This window comes from Chromobacterium sp. CCUG 76385 (assembly GCF_059916625.1).
Window position 1 is genome coordinate 82,867 of the sequence record NZ_JAUCGU010000003.1, and the last position, 22,904, is coordinate 105,770.

Sequence of the window (22,904 nt, forward strand, 5' to 3'; positions counted from 1 at the left end):
CCACTGCCGCCGGCGCCCACACACCGGCGTGGCTGAAGCGGACTGGCCGCAAGAATCCCAATAAAAACAGGCAGTACCGCCACGCTGGCGCGGGCGGCGCTGCCTGTCAGGATTCAGGGCGCCCCCCGCTTACCGCTTGCCGGCCGCCTGTTCGCGCCGGCGCTTGGCCTCTTCCAGCAGATAGACCTGGTAGTCGTCCAGATCGCCGTCAAAGTCGCTGACTCCGCCGCGCGACACCATCCAGAACTCGTCGCATACGGCGCGCAGCAAGGCCCGGTCGTGGCTGACCAGCATCACGGAGCCTTCAAACTCGTTCAGCGCCACGCTCAGCGCCTCGCGCGTGGCCAGGTCCAGATGGTTGGTCGGCTCGTCCAGCAGCAACAGATTGGGACGCAGCCAGACAATCATGCACAGCACCAGCCGCGCCTTCTCGCCGCCGCTCATGCTGCCGACCGCCTGCTTGACCATGTCGCCGCTGAAATTGAAGGTGCCCAGGAAGTTGCGCAGGCCCTGCTCGCGGCAGTCGTTGGCCGGCGGGCGCAGCTGCGCCGGCGTTTCGCGCGCCAATCGAAGCATGTGCTGCAACGGGTCGTCTTCCGGCCGCAGCACGTCCAGCTCCTGCTGCGAGAAGTAGCCGATATTCAAGCCCTTGCCGCGGATGATCTCGCCGCCGGTGGCCACCAGCGCTTCGGCCACGGTTTTGACCAGCGTGGACTTGCCCTGGCCGTTGGCGCCGAGTATGCCGATACGCTGGCCGGCCAGCACCGAGCGGTTCACGCCTTTGACAATCACGGTAGGCGGCGTGCCGGGAGCCGCATTTTCCGGCGCCGGATAACCGAACGCGGCCTGCGACATGGTCAGCATCGGGTTGGGCAGGCTGCCCGGCTCCTTGAACTCGAACTGGAAGTCGGCATCGGCCAGCACCGGCGCGATCTTCTCCATCCGCTCCAGCGCCTTGACGCGGCTTTGCGCCTGTTTGGCCTTGCTGGCCTTGGCCTTGAAGCGGTCGATGAACTTTTGCAGGTGCGCCATCTTTTCCTGCTGCTTGGCCTGCGCGGCCTGCTGCAGAATCATCTGCTCGGCGCGCATGTCCTCGAACTTGCTGTAGTTGCCGCCGTAACGCACCAGTTTGCCGTGGTCGATGTGCAGGGTGACATTGGTCACCGCGTCCAGGAATTCGCGGTCATGGCTGATCACCACCATGGTGCCGGCGTACTGCTTGAGCCAGGCTTCCAGCCAGACCAGCGCGTCCAAGTCGAGGTGGTTGGTTGGTTCGTCCAGCAGCAATAGATCAGACGGACACATCAGCGCGCGCGCCAGCTGCAAGCGCATGCGCCAGCCGCCGGAGAAGCTGTTCACCGGCTGCTGCAGCTCGGCCACGCTGAAGCCCAGGCCCAGAATCAGCGCCTGCGCCCGCGCCGAGGCGTCGTGCTCGCCGGCGTCGTTCAGCGCGGTATAGGCATGCGCCATCCGCATGTAATCCTCACCGGCCTCCGCGTCGGCCACTTCGCGCCGCGCCGCCAGCAAGGTGGTATCGCCCTCCACCACAAACTCGGTGGCGGTCTGCGAGGTTTCCGGCATGTCCTGCGCCACCTGCGCCATACGCCACTGGCTGGGGATGGATAAATCGCCGCCGTCTTCGTGCAGGCTGCCGTTCAGTACCGCAAACAGCGAGGACTTGCCCGCGCCGTTACGCCCCACCAGGCCGACCTTTTCGCCGGGGTTGATAGTGACAGTTGCGCCGTCCAGCAAGATTTTAGTGCCGCGACGCAAAGCCACGCTTTTCAGAATGATCATTGGGAATAGCCGTGCTACAAAAGTTAGGGGCGAGAAAATAGCAGCCTGCCGAAGCCGAGCTTGGCCGCGCGTTCCGGCTAGCAAGCTAGCAAAGATGCGGCCAGCCTCTCTCGCTCCAGCCAAGCTGCGTAGTTTCTGCCGGTGACGGGGGATTCCGCGAAGAGTGACGCCGCTTGCGATTGTAAAACACTTCGATGCCATCAACGCGGTCTGCGTTGGCGTCCGCCCGCTTGGCATGGCATGGCATGGCAAGGATGGCTGCCTTAACTACTCGGATTGACGGTTTCAGCAGACGGCGCCTGCTTGCTGTAGCGGCCTGGGCCTTGCCGGCGTTAAAACACGCGGCTACCGCCCCCTGTCGATGAACTAGACATTTAACCGGCGACAAACGAAGATGCCGATACGATGAAACTCCCGAGAACCAGCATCGAGCAATGGCTAATCCTCCAGGCCGTCGTGGACTATGGCGGCTTCGCCCAGGCCGCGCAGCAGCTGCATCGCAGCCAATCGGCCATCAGCTACACCATTGCGCGCCTGCAAGAACAAATCGGCGTCGCCTTGCTGGAGCAAGAGGGGCGCCGCATGCGGCTTACCGAGGCCGGCGCCGCGCTGTTGCGCGATGCCATTCCGATTGCCGATAGCCTGGTCAAGCTGGAAGAGCGCGCGCAGACGCTCCGTCAAGGATGGGAGGCCGAGATACGCCTGGCCGTCGATTCGCTGTACCCAACCGAACCGCTGCTCAAGACACTCGAGCAATTTGCGCTTTTGTATGCCGGAACGCGGCTGCAGCTGCACGAAACCGTCATGTCCGGCACCGATGACGCCCTATTCAACGGCAAGGTCGACTTGGCCATTGGCGGCATGGCGCCGCCCGGCTTTTTGGGCGACTGGTTGCTGGATGCCGAATTCATCGCCGTGGCCGCGCCTCAGCATCCTTTGCACCAACTCGGGCGCGAACTGCATATGGACGAGCTGGCGGAACATACCCAAGTCGTGGTGCGGGACTCCGGTTCGCGCGAGCCGCGCGACGCCGGCTGGCTCGGCGCCAAGCAGCGCTGGACCGTGAGCCGGGTGGAAACCTCGATTGAAACCGTGCGCGCCGGGCTCGCCTATGCCTGGCTGCCCAAACATCGCATCGCTCAGGAGCTGGAGACGGGCGCGCTGCGGCCGCTGCCGCTGGCGGCAGGGCAGCGCCGCTTCGCCTCGCTGTATCTGATCTATGCCGACCCAGCCGCCGCCGGGCCGGCCACGCGGGCATTCGGCCAGCTATTGCAAGAAAAGACCGCGGCATGGCGCGAACGCTGCCATGCCGCGGCCTAGGCCGCGCTATTCGGCCGTGCTGACAATGCGGATCTGACCCGACAACACCTTGTGAATCGGGCATTGATTGGCGATCTCGGTCAGCCGCGCCTTCTGCTCGGCGTCGAGCTGGCCGATATAGCGCATCCGCCTCTCCAACACGAAAGCGCCATCGCGCTCGGCGTATGCTACCCGCACGTCGATGTCCGCCAGATCCCACCCCTTGCGCTTGGCGTACAAAGTCAGGGTCAGCGCCGTGCAGGCGCCCAGCGAGGCCGCCAACAACTGGTGCGGGGTAAAGCCGGTGTCTTCGCCGCCTATCGCCGGCGGCTCGTCCGCCAGCAGGGTATGGTTTCCTGCCGTCACCACATGTTGCAGTTTTCCGCTGCCGCGAGTCACTCTCACTTCCATATCACGCTCCTAGGGGCTGTTGACGTTTGCTGAGCGGTCGCGCCGGGATGCATTTTGCGCCGAATCGAGGCGTTTCGCGCGCCGCATAGTCATTCTCTGCCAGCGCGAAACAACGAAGAGTCGGCGCGAAAGGCGCCCGGCCCTGCGGGTTTGGCCGCTTTTGGCCGGATGCGGCGTTGCGCAGCCCTGGCATAGAATGCTATGCGGCGGACTGCGCGCCTTGCATCCGGCCAAAATCGGCGCAAACGCGATCCACGCAGCAAACGTCAACAGCCCCTAGATGGCAGTCACTTGCTCGGCGGCAGGTCGAACCACAACACCTCGGCCTGTGCGCCATCGCTCAGCTTCAAATCGGCGCCGCCGAACACTTTGACGCCGTCGCCGGCCTCCAGCGGATAACCATTCAGCAGCACGCTGCCGCGCGCCACGTGCAAATAGCCATTGCGTCCGTTCTGCTGCGACCATGCGATCTCTTCCTCGCCATCCACCAGCGCCGCATACAGGCTGGCATCTTGGTGGATGCGCAAGGAATCCTCCCGCCCATCCGGCGAAACCACCAGGCGCAACTTGCCGCGCTTCTCTTCGCTGCTGAAGTGGCGCTGCTGGTAACTCGGCGTCAAACCCTTGCGGTCCGGCAAAATCCAGATTTGCAGGAAGTGGACCGGTTCAGAGTGCGAGTGATTGAACTCGCTATGGGAAATGCCATGGCCGGCTTCCATCATCTGCACGTCGCCGGGGCGGATCACCGAGCCTGTGCCTAAAGTGTCCTTGTGCTCCAGCGCGCCGTCCAACACGTAAGAGATGATCTCCATATCGCTATGCGAATGAGTGGTGAAACCCGCGCCGCGCGCCACGGTATCGTCATTGATCACCCGCAGCGCGCTGAAGCCCATCTGCTCTGGGTTGTAGTAGTGGGCAAAGGAAAAGGTATGCCAGCTGTTGAGCCAGCCATGGTTGGCGTGGCCGCGTTGATTGGCTTTGAGGACTTGCAGCATGGTCGTTTTCCTTTCCTGTAATGGGTTGATGGTTATAGTGTGAACCCTAATTAATTGAATGAAAAACGTAAAAAACAGCAGATATTAATCGAATTTATTAATCAATTAACTCCACTCCATGCAGCGGCCGCTGATCTGACTCGTAAGCTGCCATTACGCGTCGAGTGAATGCAGAGCGATTCCTACTGATAATTCGTCTGAAATTGATGCCTCAGTAGGTATCTATTGGTGTTGTTGCGTCAAAAGCAAGCTCTTCTCCTCGGTCAAAGGCCGTTTCTAAAGTAGCTTGGTGGCGAGGGGCATCAGCGACACCATGCAGGCATGCCAGCTCCTGAATGAATGCGTCTTGTGACTCCATAAGATCGTGTCCATTCTTTCCACCTTGCCATAGCGCAAAACGGTTTAGCTCATCATCATCGGGGCCATGAACTGTGACGCCATTAGCACGCAGAACTGCCAATCCTTGTCGTTCAGCTACATTCCATGAATCAACGTTGCATTCGATTGCATCAGCGCTGAGTTTCAGTATTTGAGCTGCTGACTGCACTGCATTGCTACCTAAGGGCAGGAGGTTTGTGACATTACGAGTAGCAACAGCGTTCAGTATCTCGGCAAGCATCGATAGCTCTGGATAGGCTTTCAGCCTGCCGGCTATTGTGGTTAAATCTTCAGTTCGCCCGAGGTAGAGCAGTCGGCCTGCAAGGTAGCGAATTTTGGGGATGGCACGTTTCCGGTCGTATCCGTTGATGTCCGAACCAGTTTCAAAGATTCGGTTCAAATGTTCCGTGTAATCGGATCGAAGGAATTTGGCGGTAAGCAATAAGCTACTTGGCGTTGACTGCCTGAATATCTTTTTCAATAACCAAGGATACTTGCCAAGTAGCTCAAAGAAGTGTTTCTGATACCTTGCGTCACTGACTTCGACACAATAGTCCGGCAGCGGAATACGAAAACCTTCGGCAGCAAACATGGGTGCAAGCGATGATCTAGATGACACTCGTGAAATAAGCAACTGTTTCAGGTCGCGAGCAAAGATCATCCACCCTCGCGAATTGCTACCTTCAAAGTCTTTCTCACCAGCAAGCCAATCGTTCCCACCAACGTCGAAATCTTTTCCTGCCCCTTGATCGTGTAGTTCAAGGCCAAGATCGCTCAATAGAGAATGGAGCAGAGCCCGGCCATTTTCGTTTTGTTCAGGCACACCTACTAGCACTACGTCATCTACGTAGCGGAAGTAACGACCAGGGAATAAGTCTGACATTACCTTGTCGACATTACGCAATACAAGATTTGCGATCAAGTGGCTAAACATTGGCCCTGTCAGAAGACCATTCCCATGCTTCCTATTTGTTGCCGTGGCCGCATGATCGTCTAGAAGCTTCAAGCCAAGTTCACGGTAGTGTGTTGCTAATTGAGCTTGATCGGAGGCTTTCTGCCAAGCAGCTTCCGCCAGTTTCGCAGAGATGCTGGGGTAGAAGCGCTTGATATCGGTATAGCGAACAACACTGCCTGGATTGTTTCGGCAGGCATCAGCAATCTTCCTGTGCCGTTCTTGAAGCCCCAAAAAGTATGGAGTGTATACGCCTTGTGATTCGTCACCTTCCGCAAGCTTGTAGCTGAATACAAATTCTGGTGTGTGGAATGCGGGATGCTTTGCGCATTCTGCCAACAATACTGCCTCGGCGAATGACTCATTGGGTCCTGGTAAAAATATTTGGCGATGATCTATCTGGCCGTCTGCTCGAATATCCTTGAAGTGCTGCGACTGGAAGTACGGAGTGTTAGAGCGAGTCAAAACTAAGTGGCTTGCGACATCAGAGGCCCACCGGTCACGACATGCACATTGGTTAGCAAAGTAGTAACGCAATCCAAGGTAGGCCAGAATATCGCGGGTGCGGTATTGGTTGACTGTTCGCAGGGCAAGCAGCTGTGGCTTCATGCTTTTGCTCCTGTCACAGGAAGATCAAAGCGCTGGATTACGAGGTTGACTTTAAACTGGTGTTCATCCCGTAGTGGGTGCTGTACCTCTGCATGACTTTTCCCGAGATTATCGACATGAAGCAATGTCTGCTCTTCAGGTGTTTGATGTGATGCAAAGAGCTTCTTGAACCACTCTAGGACCCTTTCGAAAAATCCTCCTTCACTTAGAACTGAGTTTTCTTGCGGCTCAATCCAGATAACATAGCTTTCGTTGGCTCTTCCATGAATGAATAGACTCGAGAATTGCGGGGTGGCTTCTTTCCACTTTCCGTTTCCCTGAAGAAACCCCGAGAAATTTGCGAGTATCATAAGTCGTGCCGAACAGTCCTGTCCGCGCAGGGTTAGCAGGTTAGTCAGATCAGCCGTAGAAAATTTATCCAGCGCGTCCCATGAAATGAATTCAGCGGTAACCCAGATCGCTTGTTCACTAAAAGAAGCCATGAGGTGATCCATGGCTAGAGAGGCGTAGTTCCTTGCGAATTCAGAGAGTTCTCCCCCGATGACTTTTACGTGCAATGGCTCCCTTGGCACTCTACCCTGGCGGCGTAGCTCAGCAACGGTAGCTAACAGGGTCAATACGGCTGCCCCAGAGCCACAAGGTAAGTCAGCAACAAGTATCGTTCCACCTGAAAAAATTCGAGCAAAAGCATCTGTGGTGCCGTTCAGTTCATTGTGAGGATCAAGCAGACCTAGTTGAACCCTTGCAGAAGACCCGCTGAATCTCCATGCAAGATGCTCATCCGTTGCCTCCTTGCTGAATCCACCAACTATGCTCTTCGGTACTTTTTGTAGTGCTTTTTCATAAAGACCCGAATGGTGTAGTAGATGCTTCCAAGCCTCAACTAGATCAGGTGCAAGCTGGATGCATCCCGACTTGGCAAGCCATAGCGACTCAGGAATGTCATCGGGTTTAATAAGTCGGGTCATAGAATTCACACAGTTTTGCGGTCATCGCTGCTGAAAGAGGATTGATCCGAATATCATAATCAATATCGCACTGAAAGAGGCGATGTCCGCTATAGAAGGGCGTAGACAGACTGTCTTTTGTGACGTCGACGTCATGCGCGTTTGCAAAGCCCGACGTTTTGCCCGCAAGCCACCAACCAGTGCGGCGGGACTGCTCTAAGTACCTGCCGGTAAACGTGATCGATAACCTAGGTCAGGACTGGGTCGATAGCAGCCATTTCGCAGGAACAGATCGACCGTCCGCTTGGGCCGACGAACGGCCCCTTCGATCATTCCCTTGCGAATCATCAAGCCAAGAAATCTCTAATGAAAAGAGGCCCTTCCGGGCCTCTTTGTTTAGTACAACTGGCAAGAAACAGATCATGTCATCGTCGTGACAGACTTCATTACCTCGTGACAGACTTTATTCTTTCTGATCATTGATCGGAAAGAATAAAGTCTGTCATGACGGCAACCCTTAACCTATTGATTTTTCAGTAAATAAATCAAACGGAGATCAAGGCTCTTAGTCTGTAACACCCCTATGATTTCAAGGGCTTACCTGCATGTTTGTTGCTATAGTCTGTCAAAGCTAGCAATAGCAAGGGTTTCAGCGTGGCCAGCATAGTCGTTGCGTGAGGTGCGCCCATGCACACCCGTATATGGCTAGTATCACTCTCGAAGGTAGATGGAACCCGACTACACCCAAAGGTTTCCGCTCATCAAGGACCTCCCTGACTCCCCCTACTGAACTCGTGCAAATTTTGCATGAGTTCAGTTGAGATGCTCAAACAAGATCGCATGAAGCCAAGGCTGAGCCTTTGCACTTCACTGATCTTTTTGATCTCACTATATTTCTGTATTCCCGAACGAGTTTGTGCAAACAGCGCCCGATTTACTATAAGATTAGGGCTAAGCTAATCTATTCGAAAAGCTTCTTGCAGGCGGCATCTAAAGCGTCACCATCAAGTCCGCCCAGTGTAGTTCTATTTACTAATTTCCTTGTCTTTAAGTTATACACTCCAGGGTACGAGTCGCCGGTGCAGTCGGGATCGCCATTGACGGAAACATATTGTCCGTCTTTTGAGATGATTCCATTGCCAGTTAGGCTGAATACGTTCTCTAGTTGTTTTTTTGCAGGCGTTTTTTTATCAAAAAAACCTTTGGCCTGTACCACGTCTTTTTTTGTTTTTATATCATATAGTTCTGCCAAGTACCCATCGGGGGTGGTTGAGTAGATGTCTGCGCTGAGCACTAGTCCTTTGCTTTTGTTTATATCAAATAGAAAGCTCTTTATCGATTGGGCTTTGATTTTGTTGGTGCAGGAGGTAAGTTCATTTTTATCTATATAGTCATGCTCGGATAGTATTACATACTCGCCATCATTGCTTAATCTTGGTGGGAGTCTGGGGTCGGATCCCATTGAGGCTGTTAAGTTTGTGATGGTACATTTCTTGCCAGCTCCCGTCGCCATAACAGTATTACTCGAGGCCGCAGTGAAAGTATACCCGCTACTTATCGGTAACTGATAACTGTTGTCTGCGTAGGCTATTCCGGAAGCAATAAATGCTATGCAAGCAAGGCTATTCAAGGAGTATTTTTTCAATACGTGCTGTATGTGCTTTTCTGTCGGGAAGTCCAATTTCGCCTCCATTAATTGCTAAAGTGATCAGTCGCACTGCATCAGGGCCGCGTTGCCCCATAATTTTTAAAGATTTTGGCCGCTCAAATGCAAGGTAAAAACCTCCTGCATCGATGCAGTTGTAATCATCTATAGATATTCTCTGTGGGTCATCTATTGGCGCAGGACGCTTTTTCATGACTTTGGCATCTTTGCTTTTGTAAGCGTGATCATTCCACCAGCCATCATCAAATTGACTTTTTTTCAGGTATCCGCGATACACCCAGTAGGCTGCATAGTTAGAACGACCCGTTAGCTGTTTAAATCCTCTGCCTCTGAATTTTTGTGCATCCACATCGCCACAGTTTCCATTAAGCCAACTGTAGGATCCTGTAATCCTAATCCCCTTGCTATTATATTTCTCTTTGGAATAGTATAAATCTTCTTCACTAGGGGTAGCACCATACCAGTGACCAAGAACTTTCTCTGAAACTAGAGATTTAGGTTCTATTCCTAGGCCCTTTTTGTTAACGTAGTCCTGTTTTTGACTTTGCTCAACCATCTTGGTCAATAGTCCAGATTCTACTGCACCCTGCCCATAAAAATGGCTCAGTTTAACAGGTGTGTTGTATAGGTATTTTCTGGCAACCTTATTGAGGTGAAGTCTGTATTGCTCGCGCAATTGCTCAGGAGTTTGACCAGACATCTTTGGAATCAACTTGTCTGGATATACTTTGGCGAGCTCAGCCTTGCTTAGCCAGCCATTTTTCCTGAATTGCAAGATAAACATCCTTGGGCAAATATGCCAATGGCTGCTATCTATACCTATAGACGCCTCATCCCAGAAGCAAAGGGCTTCAACGTACGCTTTGAACTCAGCATACTTTTCTTCCGTCATGGGCTCATCAAGGATGTCACTTTTCTGCTTCAGCCAGCCATAACGCGTGTCCAGTTGCGCTTTTTCCCATTCTGTTGGGAACTTGCATATGGTACGAGAGAGTTTGGATTGAATTTTTTCATCGGCAATAGCCGAAGCAAGAGCGTCCTTATTTAGTTTCTTCCCTGTATTTCCTACAATCCACTTCTCTAGCGCTGGGGAGTTGCACTGGCTATCGGGTGTAGGGTCATCATTAATTAGTGCCCAACCTATCCAGTGAGGAAAATCAGCATCGCTAAATTTTTTTACACCAATCGCATTTAGATTGACCCATCCTTGTCCGCCTGGGTAATTTACCTTGTGCCAATGAGGCACTGTACCTGGAGCAATGGGGGTCTCATGCTCTGTATTGATCACCCGGCCAAAACGTAGCTGTTCATAGGTTGCGCTAGGAGCAATATGAAAAGCATCTGCCAGCTTGTTTGCCTTAGCATAGAGATTATATTCGTACTCGCTGTCTTTTTCCGGTAGTTCTTGGCCGATCTCTATGTATAAACCCTCTTGTTGTGGGTCTTCTTGCCGTGTTGCCAAGAGGCATTTTCCATTTTCAAAACGCATCGTCACAAACAGAGGGACAGTGGAGGTATGAACAGCAGCGCCACTTCCTGCGGGGGCTTGCGGTGACGCAATGGAGGCAAAAAACGGTGTGCCTGGCGGCAGATAGAAATGCATATCGCCGTAGACGATCTTGTCCCGCCCATCCTTGCTGATATCCAGCTTGCCTGAACTTCTGCCGACGATTTTTTTCAGATTGGCATCGTCGCAAATAATTTCGAGATGGATGGCATTGTTCCCGTTACAGGTTCCGACGCTGCCTAAACTATCCTTGCGATTGACCGGCTGCTTTTTTTTGACGAAAACCTGTTTGAGATGCATATAAATCGAGTAGTACTCGATTTGCCCCTCTGGTCCTTCGCCAATTTCTGTGCTGTGCTTGATCACCACACAGCCATTGTCAGTCTCTCCCTGATAGGCCAAAGGCTTCTTGTCCGCATCAGGAGATGGGTCTCGCTTGTAAACCACCACGCCATCCGCAATCGCGCGAACCGGCTCGCCATGCGCGCCGGTATCGGTATGCTCGATATGTTGGCCACCATGCCAGGCCATACGGCTGGCGATAGGAAAGCCTCCGCGAGAGGTAAAGGGCATCAAGCCGGCCAGCCACTGTTCATCTGTGGCCGTGCCTTGGGGCGTTTTGAGAATCGGGGGGCTGATGATCATGCTGATATCCGCTTATTCCGAGAACGGATGAGAATTGGGTGGAGTGTATTTGTCTTTGGGTAGCGTCGGCAGCGGGACGTTCATGCTATCCGGCCCGTTTAAGTCATGACTTGCCCCTTTGATGCTAACCGTGCCAGGCGCATGCACTTCGATATTGCCGTCCGCGATGCGAAAGTAAGCCCCGCCAGCAGTTACCAGAATTTCCTTTTTAGCATTGACGACGATCCTCTCCTTGCAGGATGTAATGGTCACATCCTTGTCTGCCGTGATTTCCATCGCGTCGCTTTGTGCCTGGATTTGCACCTTGCCCTTGGCGGCGATCAGCTTCATCGCCACCTTGTCTTTCACCCCGGCGACGAACAGGCTGATGTGTTTGCCGACGTTGTGAATCCAGCGCCGGCCGGTGGTGTGGTTGGCATCGCGTTGGGCGACCAGGTTCAGGTTGGTGCCGGCAGCCAAGGTTTGGCTTTGCTCAGTCACGCTGGCGATGCCGGCCGGGCCGGACAGCACCAGTTGCGGCTGTTGGCCAGCCTGATCCTTGGCTGTCTTGCCGTCCTTGTCCGTGTTCGACCCCGCCTCCCAAGCAGCCAGGGCATCCAGTTGGTGCTGGATATGTCCCTTGTCCTTCTTGCCGCTCTTGGCGTTATCGTCGCCAATGCCATCCGGTCCCGTTTCCATCGTATCTGCGAGTTGAGCGGTGGCAGTTTCTGCCAGCGCCTGGCTCAGCGCGACGGCGGACTGCAGCTGGCTTTGCGCGTGTTCGCGCGCCAGCTGTTTGCCGCCGGCGCCGTTTTGCGCTTCGGTGGACAGCAGCAGGCCGTGGGCGGCGCGGATGGCGCCGTGCTGGTCGGTTCTGAGCTCGAAGCCTTCGCCGCGCGGCTGGGCTTTGCCGTTGCTGCGCGGGTGGGTGAGGAAACCTTGGTTCAGCTGCGTCTTGCCGGATTCGGAGCTGAGTTTGGCGCGCACTTCGCCCGGCGTGTCATCGAACAGCAGTTCGTTGTAGCCGCCGCCCTGGTGTTCCTTGGATTTGATGCCGGATAGGGTTTTGTTGGCGGGCAGGCTGCCTGCGCCGCTGAAGTCCGGCGTCGGATGGCTGCCGTTGTACAGCACGCCGGTGATGACGGGCCGGTCGATGTCGCCTTCGATGAAGCTGACCAGCACTTCCTGGCCGATGCGCGGGATGAATTGGTGGCCGAAACTGGCCCCGGCGCTGGGCATGGCCACGCGCAGCCAGCAGCTGGATTTGTCGTCGAGATTGGCGCCGAAGGTTTGATGTTCCTCTGGCCGTTGCCAGTGGAATTGCACCTTGATGCGGCCTTGGGCGTCGGTGTAGATCTCGTCGGCCACTTGGTCGGTCGGTTCGGCCGGGCCGACCACGGTGGCGGTTTGCACGCCGCGCGATTTGGGTTTGGCCAGCGGCGTGTCGGCATAGGCCGGGGTCAGCGGAATGCCGCGGCGCTGGGTCTGCAGCGTGGTAGTGAACGGCGCGGCGTCGCTGGGGGCGCCGACGTATTGGGCCAGATCCTGGGGCAGGTTGTTGCGCACCTGGAAGCTTTGGCCGGTGACCACGAATTCGCGGTGTTGCGGGCTGTCGGTTTCGTGCGCCGGATGGTCGTCCAGACGGAACCATTCGCCCGGCTGCAAGCCGCGCACAGTGCCGCTGGCAGTGAAGGATTTGGCCTGCAGGTCATGCGCCTGCTGGCGCAGCTGGGCGTAGCGGCCCAGCTGTTCGTCGTCGCCGGCGTAGTACAGGCCCGGCGCGTCGTAGTGGGTCAGGCTGCTCTGCAGCGACTGGCCGGCCTGGCCCTGTTCGATGCGGCTGCCGTCTTCGCTGCGCTGGGTGGAAACGGGTTTGTAGTCGTAGCTGGCCAGCGCCACGCTGCTGGGCACGATCTGGCGCGCGGCTTGCCATTCGGTCAGGCCGTCTTCGTCTTCGGTGGCGTCGCTGCGGTGGAAGCGCACGCGGCTTAACGGCGCGGCCGGCAGGCTGTGCGGATCGTCAAACACCGCCAGCTGCACCTGCGGGCCGTCATCGTCTTGATGCAGGAAACGCCAGGCGTAGCCTTCTTCGTGCAGCAGCCGGACGATGAATTCGTAATCGCTCTCGCGGTATTGCAGGCAGTAGCTGCGCGGCTGGGCCGGCTGCACCTGGATGGACAGGGTCTGCACGCGGGCGAAGGCCGGGTTACTCTGCTGATGTTCGGACAGTATCTGCTGGATGATGTCCGGCACCGTCAGGTCCTGGAACACGCGCGAAGTGCGGCGGTGGCGCAGCAGCGCGAACGGCGGCTCGATGGTCAGTTCGTACTTGGCGAAGCCGCCATCGGCGCCGGGCAGCCTGGCCTGGCTCACCACGCCGCAGCGGATGGACTCGCCGCCCGAAGCATCCTCGATGCCGATGCGCGCCGGCTGGCCCAGCAGCGACTTCAGTTCGATATGGGTGTCCGGCGACAGGCAGGTCAGCGTGTAGCGGTACGGTTGGGACAGACCTTCTTCGGCCTGCAGGCTCAGCGGCAGCAGCTGCTCGGCGGCGATCTGCCCGGTGCCCAGCCGCAAAGTCAATACCCGTCTATCTTGGCCAAAAGCGGAGGCGAAACTGGCCAGCAGTGCATTCAAATCCATCCGAGTCCCAAATAAAAATACCCTCCAAAGAGGGTATGTCATTGAACTAAAAGAGGATAAGAATTTTATGCTGCTCTGTAAGCGTCAACAAGCCAGCCTCATTATATATCTGAGAAACCTAGACTAAAGTACAGGTTTAACGATGACTGTGGCTCGGCATTATGGGGCAGTAGAGCACCTTTCCAGCGATCCTCGGCTTGGCAAATACGCCCATTTTTATCATAACCAAGGCGCTTCGTCCGGTGGCCATGGCCTATAGCCGAGTGGTTTACAGCATGCGATTGGAGTGCATCATGATCGATGATCCGAATTCTGAAACTTGGCTAACGCTGCTCGTGAGTCGTCAACTAGGACAGCGGCTCGCCAAAATGGCCGCAGCCCAACAACAGTCGGTGGATGAGTTAGCAGCAAGACTGCTGGATGCTGCGATTTCAGATTGGGAAAACCCGACCCAAACCAGCTGGAGGGTTCCGCTATTGGATGTAGGAGATGGCAGTGGCGATGCGCTACTGACGATTCCCGACGAGCTACTGGCTTCTGCGGGCTGGGTAGAGGGCGATACCCTATCTTTTGAAGATCAGGGGAATGGAACGCTGTTGCTGAAGAACGCAGGCAACGAGGACGCGAAGCTGCTCAGGATTGCCAAAAAACGTCTGGATGATGGGGAGGCACCCATCAATGTGAAAATAGATGATTTGTAATAACGACCAAGCATGGTAGATCATCGATCATCTGTTGCTCATGACAAAATTCGTTCCAGTTGGCTGTCGGAACCCGTCAGGCAATCAAAAGGATAGTTCGGATGTTGCTGTTTCATTGCACTAAAGATGCCAGTACAGCGCTGAGCAGCACGCGTAACGGCGTGACCCATTCTTGGGTAAACGATCAGCCTCTGCCAGCGGGTGGCACCCCATGGATATGGCAACTACATGCCGTCAAAATCATGCGCCAGACCATCATAGTGGCAATGCATGCTGACTCGCGCTTTGCTATGGTGTTCTGGGGGGTAAAAAAGGGGAATGGCGAAACCTTGCTGCAGCTATTTTTTGAACGTCTAGCCAACCACCTGTTCTGGTTAGCAGAGGATACTGGAGCACTAGACGAGTCTGGTTGCGAAACGATGTTCAACCGTCTGATGACCACTCACCATGCTTTTCGCTTCCATACGAACAGCGACCGCAGCGTGCAGGCGCATATCAATGAAGTCGTGCAGTGTTGTCGTAATGCGGTAGCTGATAACGGATGCTTACCAGACAACTATGAGGAAGCTGCGGGCTTTGAGCAAGATCTCAACAGAATGATTCGTAGCGCCCATGGTGGCGATTACTTCTATCCCAATGAAGCTCTGCTGCGTGCCTGTCTACGTGACTTTGCCGGCTTCCACGAATCGCAGTTGCGGAATGTAAGTGAGCGGATACAAGACGCCAGAAAACAGAACTTGAAGCGCACTGTATTGCAGTACGTCGAGACGAAGGGCTATTAATCAACCCTGCCAAGCTGATCAAGCTCCCCACCGCACGCCAACTACCGAGCCTCTCTCGGTAGTTGGCTCGTACACAGCTACACAGGCTTGATTCTGGGGACGCAGTCAAAAGTCTGAAAAAACGAATCGGTGGTATACCAGCTAGGAAAGGCCCGCCCCCCAGCGAGTGTGACCACTCCCGATGAAGCAGCTATATCATATCCCCAACAACCACTGCGATTTTATGCGATACGCCTTGAAGATTGAGGCACTTTGCTGGGATACGGAAAGCATGGTTATAGCCAAAAATGTTCACGACATGGAAAATCTCAGCATATACCCCCCCCAGAATGCGTCGCAGGGGTTATCGCCAAGCATGGCGGTAAGAATTTCTAATTCACGGCCCCAGCCAAACATATCTCATTTAAGCAAAAAATCTCAACCCCTCAAAAACCATAACAACTTGCAACACAACAAACCATGCAAAACAAAACAAACTAGCCATATAAAAGAAAATTACAGATAGACGCCGCCATGGATGCATAGAATTTTGCCAACGAGCCACAATGCTAGAGAAACAAATTGCATCTTCATCGCATGCAAAAAAATGCATTAGTCCTTCCAACCCCTCAGACATTAAGAGATCTCTTCTTCTTGGCACAAGATGGGATATGTCGACAGAGGAGAAAAACCACTGAACCATTAAATCCGCTTCTGAAACACAAGGATTCTCTTTTAGTTCCAATAAATTAGGACGCCTAATGCACAAATGTTGCATCCTCGGACGATTTCCTTCACGTGCGCCACTCGATTGAAATTTCGATAAGCCCTGTCCATACCGATCCACTCTCCACAATTTTAAATTTCTTGCTTTTGAAAACTCCTCCAGTGCCAATTCAATATGAGCACTCGCATAAAACCCAAACCCAGAATATGCCGGAACACCATGTCCTGACATTATTCCAAGAACAGCGCGATCTTCCATCTTAGTAAGATCTAACAAATCAGGATGTGGCCACCACTCTCTTTTCGACCACCATCTGCGCAACTCATCCTCAACTAGAGTGCGGAACCATTGTCTACCATGATGACCAAGTTGATCATCTTTATAATTAATTATCAGCTTCAACAACAGAGGAGTAAACACCTCTATCAAAACCACAGCCACCAAATAAAAAAGACCTGCAAGCAGTAGCCAGCGAAAAGGCATACCGTTCCATCCTGCAATATTCATATTGGGAGAGGCCTGAAAAATAGCACTTACCAACCCTGCAACTGAAGCAAATCGGACACCTGCCGAAGTCTTCAATTGAGACAGGAATGACCAGCCAGTGCGCTGTCTTAGCCAGTGATAACGCACATTTTGCCGAGTACTCCTCCTATCTTCCGAAATACTTTTATAAATATCTTGGGGAGGATACTCATCAAAGAACCACGCCAAAGGGTGTAGCTCTAAAAAGCGAGCAACCCGCTTTCTCCAAAGATACTTACGCCTACCTTCCACCCATGCCTTTAACAAACCTTCATCTATATGGTCTTCCGAAAGGTGATCTTTAACTCTCTCAGAATCATTAACTCTGTTCATTACTATCCATACAAAAGAAGAAACACCCCATATACACGGTTACCTACGAACCAAATAGACCAGCCTCTCTAGGCACTCAGAAACCATTATAAATATTGTTTCTCAATTTCTACCGGCAATAGGCCATTTTTGGCCTGACCCCGCTCGAACAATCGTGGATACTTTTCGCTCACTCGGTAATGGCTCCATATGCCGACACGCCCAGGGATCACTCTTGCGATACCCGCTGCAACCAAGCTTTTCCGATCCGTCATCCATTTCTCGCGACAGGAGAAATCCATGACCACACTTTGGGCAACGGGGTGGCATATTAGTGCTGCCATGATAGAACACTTGGCCTAAGTACTGCTTACTCATTAGTTCCAAAACAAAGGATGAAGCCGAGTTACGCTGGAACATGAGATAAGCCTTCTGTCTCGCGCGAGTCATCGCAACATAGAACAGACGCCGCTCCTCCGCATACGGATACTCATCTTGGCTAGCAAGTAACATGCTAATCAACGGGTCGGTCGTAAAGGTCGATGGGAAATTGTAGAATTTGCTCCGGTTCAATCCGACACAGAAGACATAGTCAGCCTCTAGACCCTTCGAGGCGTGAGCTGTCTTGTAGGTAAGATCAAGTACATCTGCGTGTTTCGCAGCCAACGCGGCGAACCGCCCGCTCTTAGGAAGCAGACAAGCCATATTGTCGAACTGGTAACGCCCAAGCACATACACTGAAGTCTTGCGGGCGTTCTTATCGTTTGGATCCGGTGGCTCTATGTCAGAAGCGATTTTCGCGATGATTCGTTCGATTTCAGACAATGTCCCGCCCTGCTCGGACTCATCGTTAGAGAAATCAATAAGATCGATTACTCCCATCGTCTGCTGGCTACTACTAGCTTGGATTGCTTTTCTCTTTTGATAGCGGTTTTCCATCACGAAGCTGGAAGACACATCAGCTAATCCTTGGTTACATCGGAAAGTTGTTGAGAGGCGCCCTTCCCACGTTCGGCCAAAGGCAGCCTCGAAGCCCATGAAGAGACTCAGGTCTGAACCGGCAAAGCCATTGATGGCCTGCCAGTCGTCACCAACCGCAAACAAGACAGAGTCATTTGGCTGTTGATTGAGCAAGGCAGTCACCAACCGGGCTCTCCCAGGCGAGAGATCCTGAAACTCATCCACCATGATGAGAGAATAAGGAAGAGAGGCATCCTTCTTCTCCAAGGCTTCGGCAGCCTTGATGATCATATCGTCGAAGTCGACCTCCCCCTTCTGTCTAAGCACTTCTGCATACGCATCATGTATGGGCCAAAATATCGTTGCGAAACACTTGGAACGGTAAAGATCATCCGAGCTAGCATAGCGGCTATCGAAATCCGCTCGACTGTAGCCATTCCCACGTACTATGTGTAACGTCCTGGAGATGAGATTGAATACGTCCTTCTGGCGCAAGGTCTTAATCTGCTGGTCGACTTGTGCAAGGGGCCTGGGAACTAGATGGATCCCCCTTTGCGTTAGCTCGCTTCGCAATCGTTCGAAAAGTTTTCCATTCCGGTAATCAGCACTACGTGTACTGAACCAGCGCCCGGCTACGTGCTGTTCGAACCAGTCTTCTTTCGCTGTAGCCTGCTGCGCGTACCATTTCGGATCCTTGAAGTAACGTGGGGCGCGACCGTACTCGTCCAAGCCAAAATGCTCATGCCAGGTATCGATGTCGGGGAAGTAAAAGTCAGGATTGAACTTATCCCAATTGGGTGGTTTCGGCTGGAAGTCCTGCTCATATACGTACCGAACAGAATTCATCCAGAGCCAGTTGCAGATGGCTAGCTCCTCCACAGAACGGACTATCGTGCAGCCATCCATGGCTTGGAGAAAAGCCGGCTCTCCTTTTTTACGCTCCCGCCGCTGTTCTTCAACATACTTGGCGTAGTCTTTGTAGCTCTCAAAAGTATCCGCTGTCGGTGAGGGCTGCCGACAGAGAGTCAGAAAATGCAGCCAGTTGAACAGAAACTCTGGAGAGTTAGCTTTCAGGTCAGATACTATTTTGGTCAGGAGTGCACGTTCCTGCTTCGCACGACTGTCATCTCCGCGTTGTCCTTTGCGTGAAGAACCAAAGATACGAATACGCTGTTTTTTCTTGTTCGCTTTGCGAAGGATAGCCATACCAAGCGCATGAAACGTATGCGCTTTCACCACTCTCTTGCCAAGCAATGGGCGCAGCTCTTTGTTGATTTTCTTGTTAAGCTCATCAGCGGCTTCGGAATTAAAAGCTAACGCGATGATTTTGGATGGAGCAAACAGGTTGCGTGTGAGCGCGTAGCCAATTTTACCGATCAAGGTCCAACTTTTACCCGACCCAGCCGCGGCTACCAACAGGTTACGGTCCTCAAATACTATGGCCGCAGTCTGCTGTTCCGGGTTGAGCTTCGAGAGTGCGGAATTGCCACTTTCCTTTTCCATGCGGACGAATTTTTCATTCCGCCAACCATAGGTAGGATACTCAGGATTAGAGTAGGCGCGGATGCGTGCAGTCAACCTTACAACAACTTGGCGCTGCTTATCGAGCTCAATGGCGTAAGGGTGCCCTGTAAGCAAGCCGGCCTTGGCCAACAGTTGTTCCGATTCAGCGGCAAGACATTGAGCGAAGTGGGAGATACGTGAATAACGTAGATAATTATCCTCCCACATGAACTGCTTTATTTGTTGAACAAACGGCTCTAATTCGTTTTTAACGTCGGTCAAATGGCATGAGAGGTCTGAGAGTGCATCGCGCTTTAATTTCGTAAGCACTTCATTAAGGAAGACACTCAATTGCACGATTTGCTCGCCAGCCCTCTTCCGAAATCTTCGCACATAGACATGCTCAGAAATGCCCTTGGCGTCATAAATGACCTGCTTGCATTTCTCAGACTCTTCAGCGAGCAGTTCTGATATGTCGGCATAGACTGGCGCCTTCGGTTTAAAGGACTTTATCCGAGCCAGATGCTGACTTAGCAGCGCCTGATGTCTCAACAGCTCTTCGTCTATATGATGCAAAATCGTATTTGCAACTAAGCTGGAGAACGCTTTCGCGTCATCTTTTCTTAGACTGTCGAACAGTAGGATGCCTCCACTATTCTTCGTGAGCTCCAACCTGGACCAGAACCAACCATGCACGACTTCACACCTCACTACCTCTGATAGAAGAAGCTGCCGCGCCTTTGGACCTTTTCTCTCTTTCCCATGCTGGTAGAGCAATGCCGCAGGCTTACCGACAGCATGCTGAATCCAAGCCTCCCAGCGACGACTAGGAGTAAATAACGTTGCGAGGTAGCTACTTTTCCACAAAGGGGGCATCTGGATTTTCATGCTGAGAATTGTTGCTTTCTAGTTAAAACTAGCAAATAGACTGCCCAGGCTCTTACAGGCAATATGCTATCAGCTCCCAGCCGTTCTACAGATTTCAGCCAGAGCCGCCTGCACAGGCTGCCTCCATGGCAGAGGAATTACATTGATATTACTTTCGATTTTCGATATGGCCGAACGGCCATTGGAGGAGTGGGCAATAACTCTAAGAATGCGAGTTGCGTCACCAGCCCGTGCAGCAGCTAATGCAATGTCTGTGGCAAGCCATTCTGAACTGGAAAACTTGCTAGCTAGTTCTCTACGAGCAAGTTTTCGATGATCCCACTCCAGGAAAGGAAACATCAGTAAGATGAAGCCAGGTGTGTGCTCCTGCTTCAGCTCGCGATACACATAAGGAAAGGCAACTGCGATTAATGCCGACGCAGATTGTCTTGGCTCCCCCATTGCAAAGGGCAAAAGCATAGCTGCTATCCGGTCGAAGCCCGGGCAATTTTCTGTACTTGCATCCCATAGCAAGCATCCCGCAGCACTTGCCCCCTCATAAGACAAATCGAGGACTTTCCTTCCAACAAGGCCTTTTGCAATTGCTTCTGGAGCTTTAACAAAGTGAGCTCTGACGGTAGGCGGTGCATTTTCAAAAAGAATGAGATTCCGGCTAGCAATGGTTGAAGGCACTTGTGCAGATAAACTGGCATTAAGGGCTTTTGTTGCATCTAAACTGTCCCCAGCTGTTTCAAGCAGAAATTGCACAACTGTTTCCCACGACACTCCGGCCTTCCAACCTAGCACGGTGTAAAGACTAAGAGCCGCAAGTTGCGAGGCACTTCGCTCTTCCAGCAGAGGGAGAAGTTGTAGCAAAAAGGCTAGGTCCTCTTCCGTCTCCAATGGCATACTCTCGGCGATTTTTGCTAGAGTCCTTGTATCAACGTTACCGAAATCGCTGACAACTTCCCGAATCTTCGACAGAAGCCCTGAATCCGAGAATATGCGTGCCAAAATGTGGGTAGGTGCCGTATCGATTAGCTTCAACAGAAGCGAATGACGGAGTACATTGCTCAATAAAGGATGGTCAACCAGCCATCGGACATCCGCCTCCGTCGGCTCAATGAGACTTGTCAGCATCGCATTGCTCGCTGGGGATGGCGAAAGCGAAGCAACGAAGTCACGCACGAGAGGGACTGCACCAGCATGCCTTGCTTCATCGACGAGGATGTCGTTGAGACTCGGTGACCGCAACCCGGTCTCGTCATCCAGCCGCTTGATCTGGGCGATAATCTCTGCCCCGCTCATACCAGACACAAGAATTCGAAATGCTTCAGCGTGTCTCTCTTCGGTCATATGTCGCAGGAAGCGCCGCTGCGCACTTGCCATCACCGCCGGCCTCTCATCATCAAGACCAGTAGCTACTTGCGCATCGAGGCCAGCATCCTTACTGAGGATTTCCTTCGCGAGAGGAGGGCTGGCAATCATGAGCTTCACTAGTACAGCCGGCTCGAGTTCGACAAGCAGTTGAGCGACGTCTTGCGTAGCTGATCCAACCAGCCCATCTCCAAGCGCCCTCAGAAGGAGCTCTTGGCCCTTTTTGGCAAGAATTGTCGGTACCACGCCAACAGCCTCTTTGGGTTGTTGGCATGCAAGAGAGATCGCCGACGACCTAATCGATTTGGTAACGGACAAGCGAAGCTTTGAGTCTCCCACCTTACCAGTCAAAGTCTGCAAAAAGCCCCACGCGTCTCGCGGAGGCATCGTAGCTACCGCAGAAGCAGCGGCCAAGGCAAGTGCTGGACCTAAGCTACTGACAAGGTCGGCATTTTTTGTAGCTCTCGTATTGGCAATGTCGAGCAACCCTAGTGCGGCAAGTGGCTCTGAGGTTACTTTCTGATTTAACTCATCCCAGAGAAGGGAGACACGCAGCGCATCCTCACTTCCCCGTTCATCTCCTGCCATCTCCCCTAAGGCGTCGAGACCGCGCAGAGATGGATCCTGAGTGCGAAAAACCCGATCAGCGATAGATGTCGACCACCGATGTCGCGCAGCAGAGGTCCGTCCACCATCAATGCGGCGCCCCTTCCAGTCTGCGAAGCGTGACCTCGCCTCAACTGGTGCAAACACGAGGTCGAAACTCTTCTTTGCTATAGAACGAGGCGAATTGCAGAAAGTTGACAGCGTAAAATTGCGCCGATACGACGGCCAGATGGCCGTGAGCAATCGCAAGGCGATGACCTCAGGCATCTCTGCTCCGAACACCGCCACAGGCATCCGCTCTTCGAGAAACAAAGCCTCAAGCAATTCAGTACCGGCTCCTTCGACAGGAGGAAGCAGCTTGGCCGACGGAAGGATAGAGATAGACTCAGTAGGGCCCATTGGCCCACTTGATGAAACTACCTCAGCAAGCGCAGCGGGTTCGTCCAAATTCATCCAGTCCTGCATCGGAATCAACAGAGACCTCGTTCGCACGCAGCCAGCGCGGGGGGCATTATGATCTTGCCACGTCCGGGCGAATACGTAGTACGCCCCGCTCGGTAGCGGATAGCAGGTAAGGTAAGGCAAAAAACGCTCGCCAGGCCCCAAGGGACCTGCGACATCAGATAGCCTATCCAACAGGTCCTGATCCCTTGCAGATAGTCGCACAGACGTAGAAAGGAGCTCATGCCCATGCCGGTATCCATGTAGTTGCTGTTCAATGACAATCACAAGCGATG

The 22,904-nt window shown here is 53.4% G+C and carries 14 protein-coding genes; 3 read left to right on the forward strand and 11 right to left on the reverse strand.

The genetic code is table 11. The features are described from left to right. Window positions 1–129: 129 nt before the first annotated feature. Window positions 130–1,797, reverse strand: coding sequence for an ABC-F family ATP-binding cassette domain-containing protein (locus tag QUG01_RS03810; protein WP_500828963.1), 1,668 nt, complete (start codon window positions 1,795–1,797; stop codon window positions 130–132). 405 nt (window positions 1,798–2,202) lie between these two features. Here QUG01_RS03810 and QUG01_RS03815 point away from each other — a divergent pair, with 405 nt between their 5' ends. Beyond that, on the forward strand, window positions 2,203–3,117 hold the full coding sequence (locus tag QUG01_RS03815) for a LysR family transcriptional regulator (protein WP_500828964.1): 915 nt from the start codon (window positions 2,203–2,205) through the stop codon (window positions 3,115–3,117). 6 nt (window positions 3,118–3,123) lie between these two features. Here the strand turns inward: QUG01_RS03815 and QUG01_RS03820 are convergent, their stop codons facing one another. The 7 genes from QUG01_RS03820 to QUG01_RS03850 all read right to left on the reverse strand — a co-directional run bounded on the left by QUG01_RS03820 (window position 3,124) and on the right by QUG01_RS03850 (window position 13,828). Further along, a complete protein-coding gene (locus tag QUG01_RS03820; protein WP_500828965.1) occupies window positions 3,124–3,507 on the reverse strand; it encodes an OsmC family protein in 384 nt (127 codons plus the stop codon). A gap of 287 nt (window positions 3,508–3,794) precedes the next feature. Next, window positions 3,795–4,502 carry a pirin family protein gene (locus QUG01_RS03825; protein ID WP_500828966.1) on the reverse strand — a complete coding sequence of 236 codons (708 nt, stop codon included), beginning with the start codon at window positions 4,500–4,502 and terminating at the stop codon, window positions 3,795–3,797. Between the two features lie 211 nt (window positions 4,503–4,713). After that, complete coding sequence (locus tag QUG01_RS03830) at window positions 4,714–6,441, reverse strand: RNA-directed DNA polymerase (RefSeq protein ID WP_500828967.1); 1,728 nt, start codon at window positions 6,439–6,441, stop codon at window positions 4,714–4,716. Then, complete coding sequence (locus QUG01_RS03835) at window positions 6,438–7,409, reverse strand: hypothetical protein (protein ID WP_500828968.1); 972 nt, start codon at window positions 7,407–7,409, stop codon at window positions 6,438–6,440. Before QUG01_RS03835 ends, QUG01_RS03830 begins: the two co-directional genes overlap by 4 nt. Before the next feature lie 940 nt (window positions 7,410–8,349). After that, window positions 8,350–9,018: a hypothetical protein gene (locus QUG01_RS03840; RefSeq protein ID WP_500828969.1), complete on the reverse strand. Its 669-nt coding sequence runs from the start codon at window positions 9,016–9,018 to the stop codon at window positions 8,350–8,352. Then, window positions 9,011–11,206: a peptidoglycan DD-metalloendopeptidase family protein gene (locus QUG01_RS03845; protein ID WP_500828970.1), complete on the reverse strand. Its 2,196-nt coding sequence runs from the start codon at window positions 11,204–11,206 to the stop codon at window positions 9,011–9,013. Before QUG01_RS03845 ends, QUG01_RS03840 begins: the two co-directional genes overlap by 8 nt. Before the next feature lie 12 nt (window positions 11,207–11,218). After that, entirely contained in the window at window positions 11,219–13,828 is a 2,610-nt protein-coding gene (locus QUG01_RS03850) for a type VI secretion system Vgr family protein (RefSeq protein ID WP_500828971.1), read from the reverse strand. Window positions 13,829–14,121: 293 nt separating this feature from the next. Between QUG01_RS03850 and QUG01_RS03855 the strand changes: the two genes are divergently transcribed. Beyond that, window positions 14,122–14,529 (forward strand): hypothetical protein, encoded by a 408-nt coding sequence (locus QUG01_RS03855; protein ID WP_500828972.1) that lies wholly within the window; start codon window positions 14,122–14,124, stop codon window positions 14,527–14,529. 101 nt (window positions 14,530–14,630) lie between these two features. Beyond that, entirely contained in the window at window positions 14,631–15,311 is a 681-nt protein-coding gene (locus QUG01_RS03860; RefSeq protein WP_500828973.1) for a DUF6933 domain-containing protein, read from the forward strand. A gap of 403 nt (window positions 15,312–15,714) precedes the next feature. Here QUG01_RS03860 and QUG01_RS03865 read toward each other — a convergent pair whose 3' ends face one another. The 3 genes from QUG01_RS03865 to QUG01_RS03875 all read right to left on the reverse strand — a co-directional run bounded on the left by QUG01_RS03865 (window position 15,715) and on the right by QUG01_RS03875 (window position 22,896). Further along, on the reverse strand, window positions 15,715–16,875 hold the full coding sequence (locus QUG01_RS03865) for a hypothetical protein (RefSeq protein ID WP_500828974.1): 1,161 nt from the start codon (window positions 16,873–16,875) through the stop codon (window positions 15,715–15,717). A 102-nt stretch (window positions 16,876–16,977) separates the two neighbouring features. Next, window positions 16,978–20,205 (reverse strand): UvrD-helicase domain-containing protein, encoded by a 3,228-nt coding sequence (locus QUG01_RS03870; protein WP_500828975.1) that lies wholly within the window; start codon window positions 20,203–20,205, stop codon window positions 16,978–16,980. A 69-nt stretch (window positions 20,206–20,274) separates the two neighbouring features. Further along, window positions 20,275–22,896: a GAP1-N1 domain-containing protein gene (locus QUG01_RS03875; RefSeq protein WP_500828976.1), complete on the reverse strand. Its 2,622-nt coding sequence runs from the start codon at window positions 22,894–22,896 to the stop codon at window positions 20,275–20,277. Between the last annotated feature and the right edge of the window lie 8 nt (window positions 22,897–22,904).

Bases quoted from the DNA above. Each gene is read 5' to 3' on its own strand.
- QUG01_RS03810 (WP_500828963.1), bottom strand. From the start codon at position 1,797: ATGATCATTCTGAAAAGCGTGGCTTTGCGTCGCGGCACTAAAATCTTG.
- QUG01_RS03815 (WP_500828964.1), top strand. From the start codon at position 2,203: ATGAAACTCCCGAGAACCAGCATCGAGCAATGGCTAATCCTCCAGGCC.
- QUG01_RS03820 (WP_500828965.1), bottom strand. From the start codon at position 3,507: ATGGAAGTGAGAGTGACTCGCGGCAGCGGAAAACTGCAACATGTGGTG.
- QUG01_RS03825 (WP_500828966.1), bottom strand. From the start codon at position 4,502: ATGCTGCAAGTCCTCAAAGCCAATCAACGCGGCCACGCCAACCATGGC.
- QUG01_RS03830 (WP_500828967.1), bottom strand. From the start codon at position 6,441: ATGAAGCCACAGCTGCTTGCCCTGCGAACAGTCAACCAATACCGCACC.
- QUG01_RS03835 (WP_500828968.1), bottom strand. From the start codon at position 7,409: ATGACCCGACTTATTAAACCCGATGACATTCCTGAGTCGCTATGGCTT.
- QUG01_RS03845 (WP_500828970.1), bottom strand. From the start codon at position 11,206: ATGATCATCAGCCCCCCGATTCTCAAAACGCCCCAAGGCACGGCCACA.
- QUG01_RS03850 (WP_500828971.1), bottom strand. From the start codon at position 13,828: ATGGATTTGAATGCACTGCTGGCCAGTTTCGCCTCCGCTTTTGGCCAA.
- QUG01_RS03855 (WP_500828972.1), top strand. From the start codon at position 14,122: ATGATCGATGATCCGAATTCTGAAACTTGGCTAACGCTGCTCGTGAGT.
- QUG01_RS03860 (WP_500828973.1), top strand. From the start codon at position 14,631: ATGTTGCTGTTTCATTGCACTAAAGATGCCAGTACAGCGCTGAGCAGC.
- QUG01_RS03865 (WP_500828974.1), bottom strand. From the start codon at position 16,875: ATGAACAGAGTTAATGATTCTGAGAGAGTTAAAGATCACCTTTCGGAA.
- QUG01_RS03870 (WP_500828975.1), bottom strand. From the start codon at position 20,205: ATGAAAATCCAGATGCCCCCTTTGTGGAAAAGTAGCTACCTCGCAACG.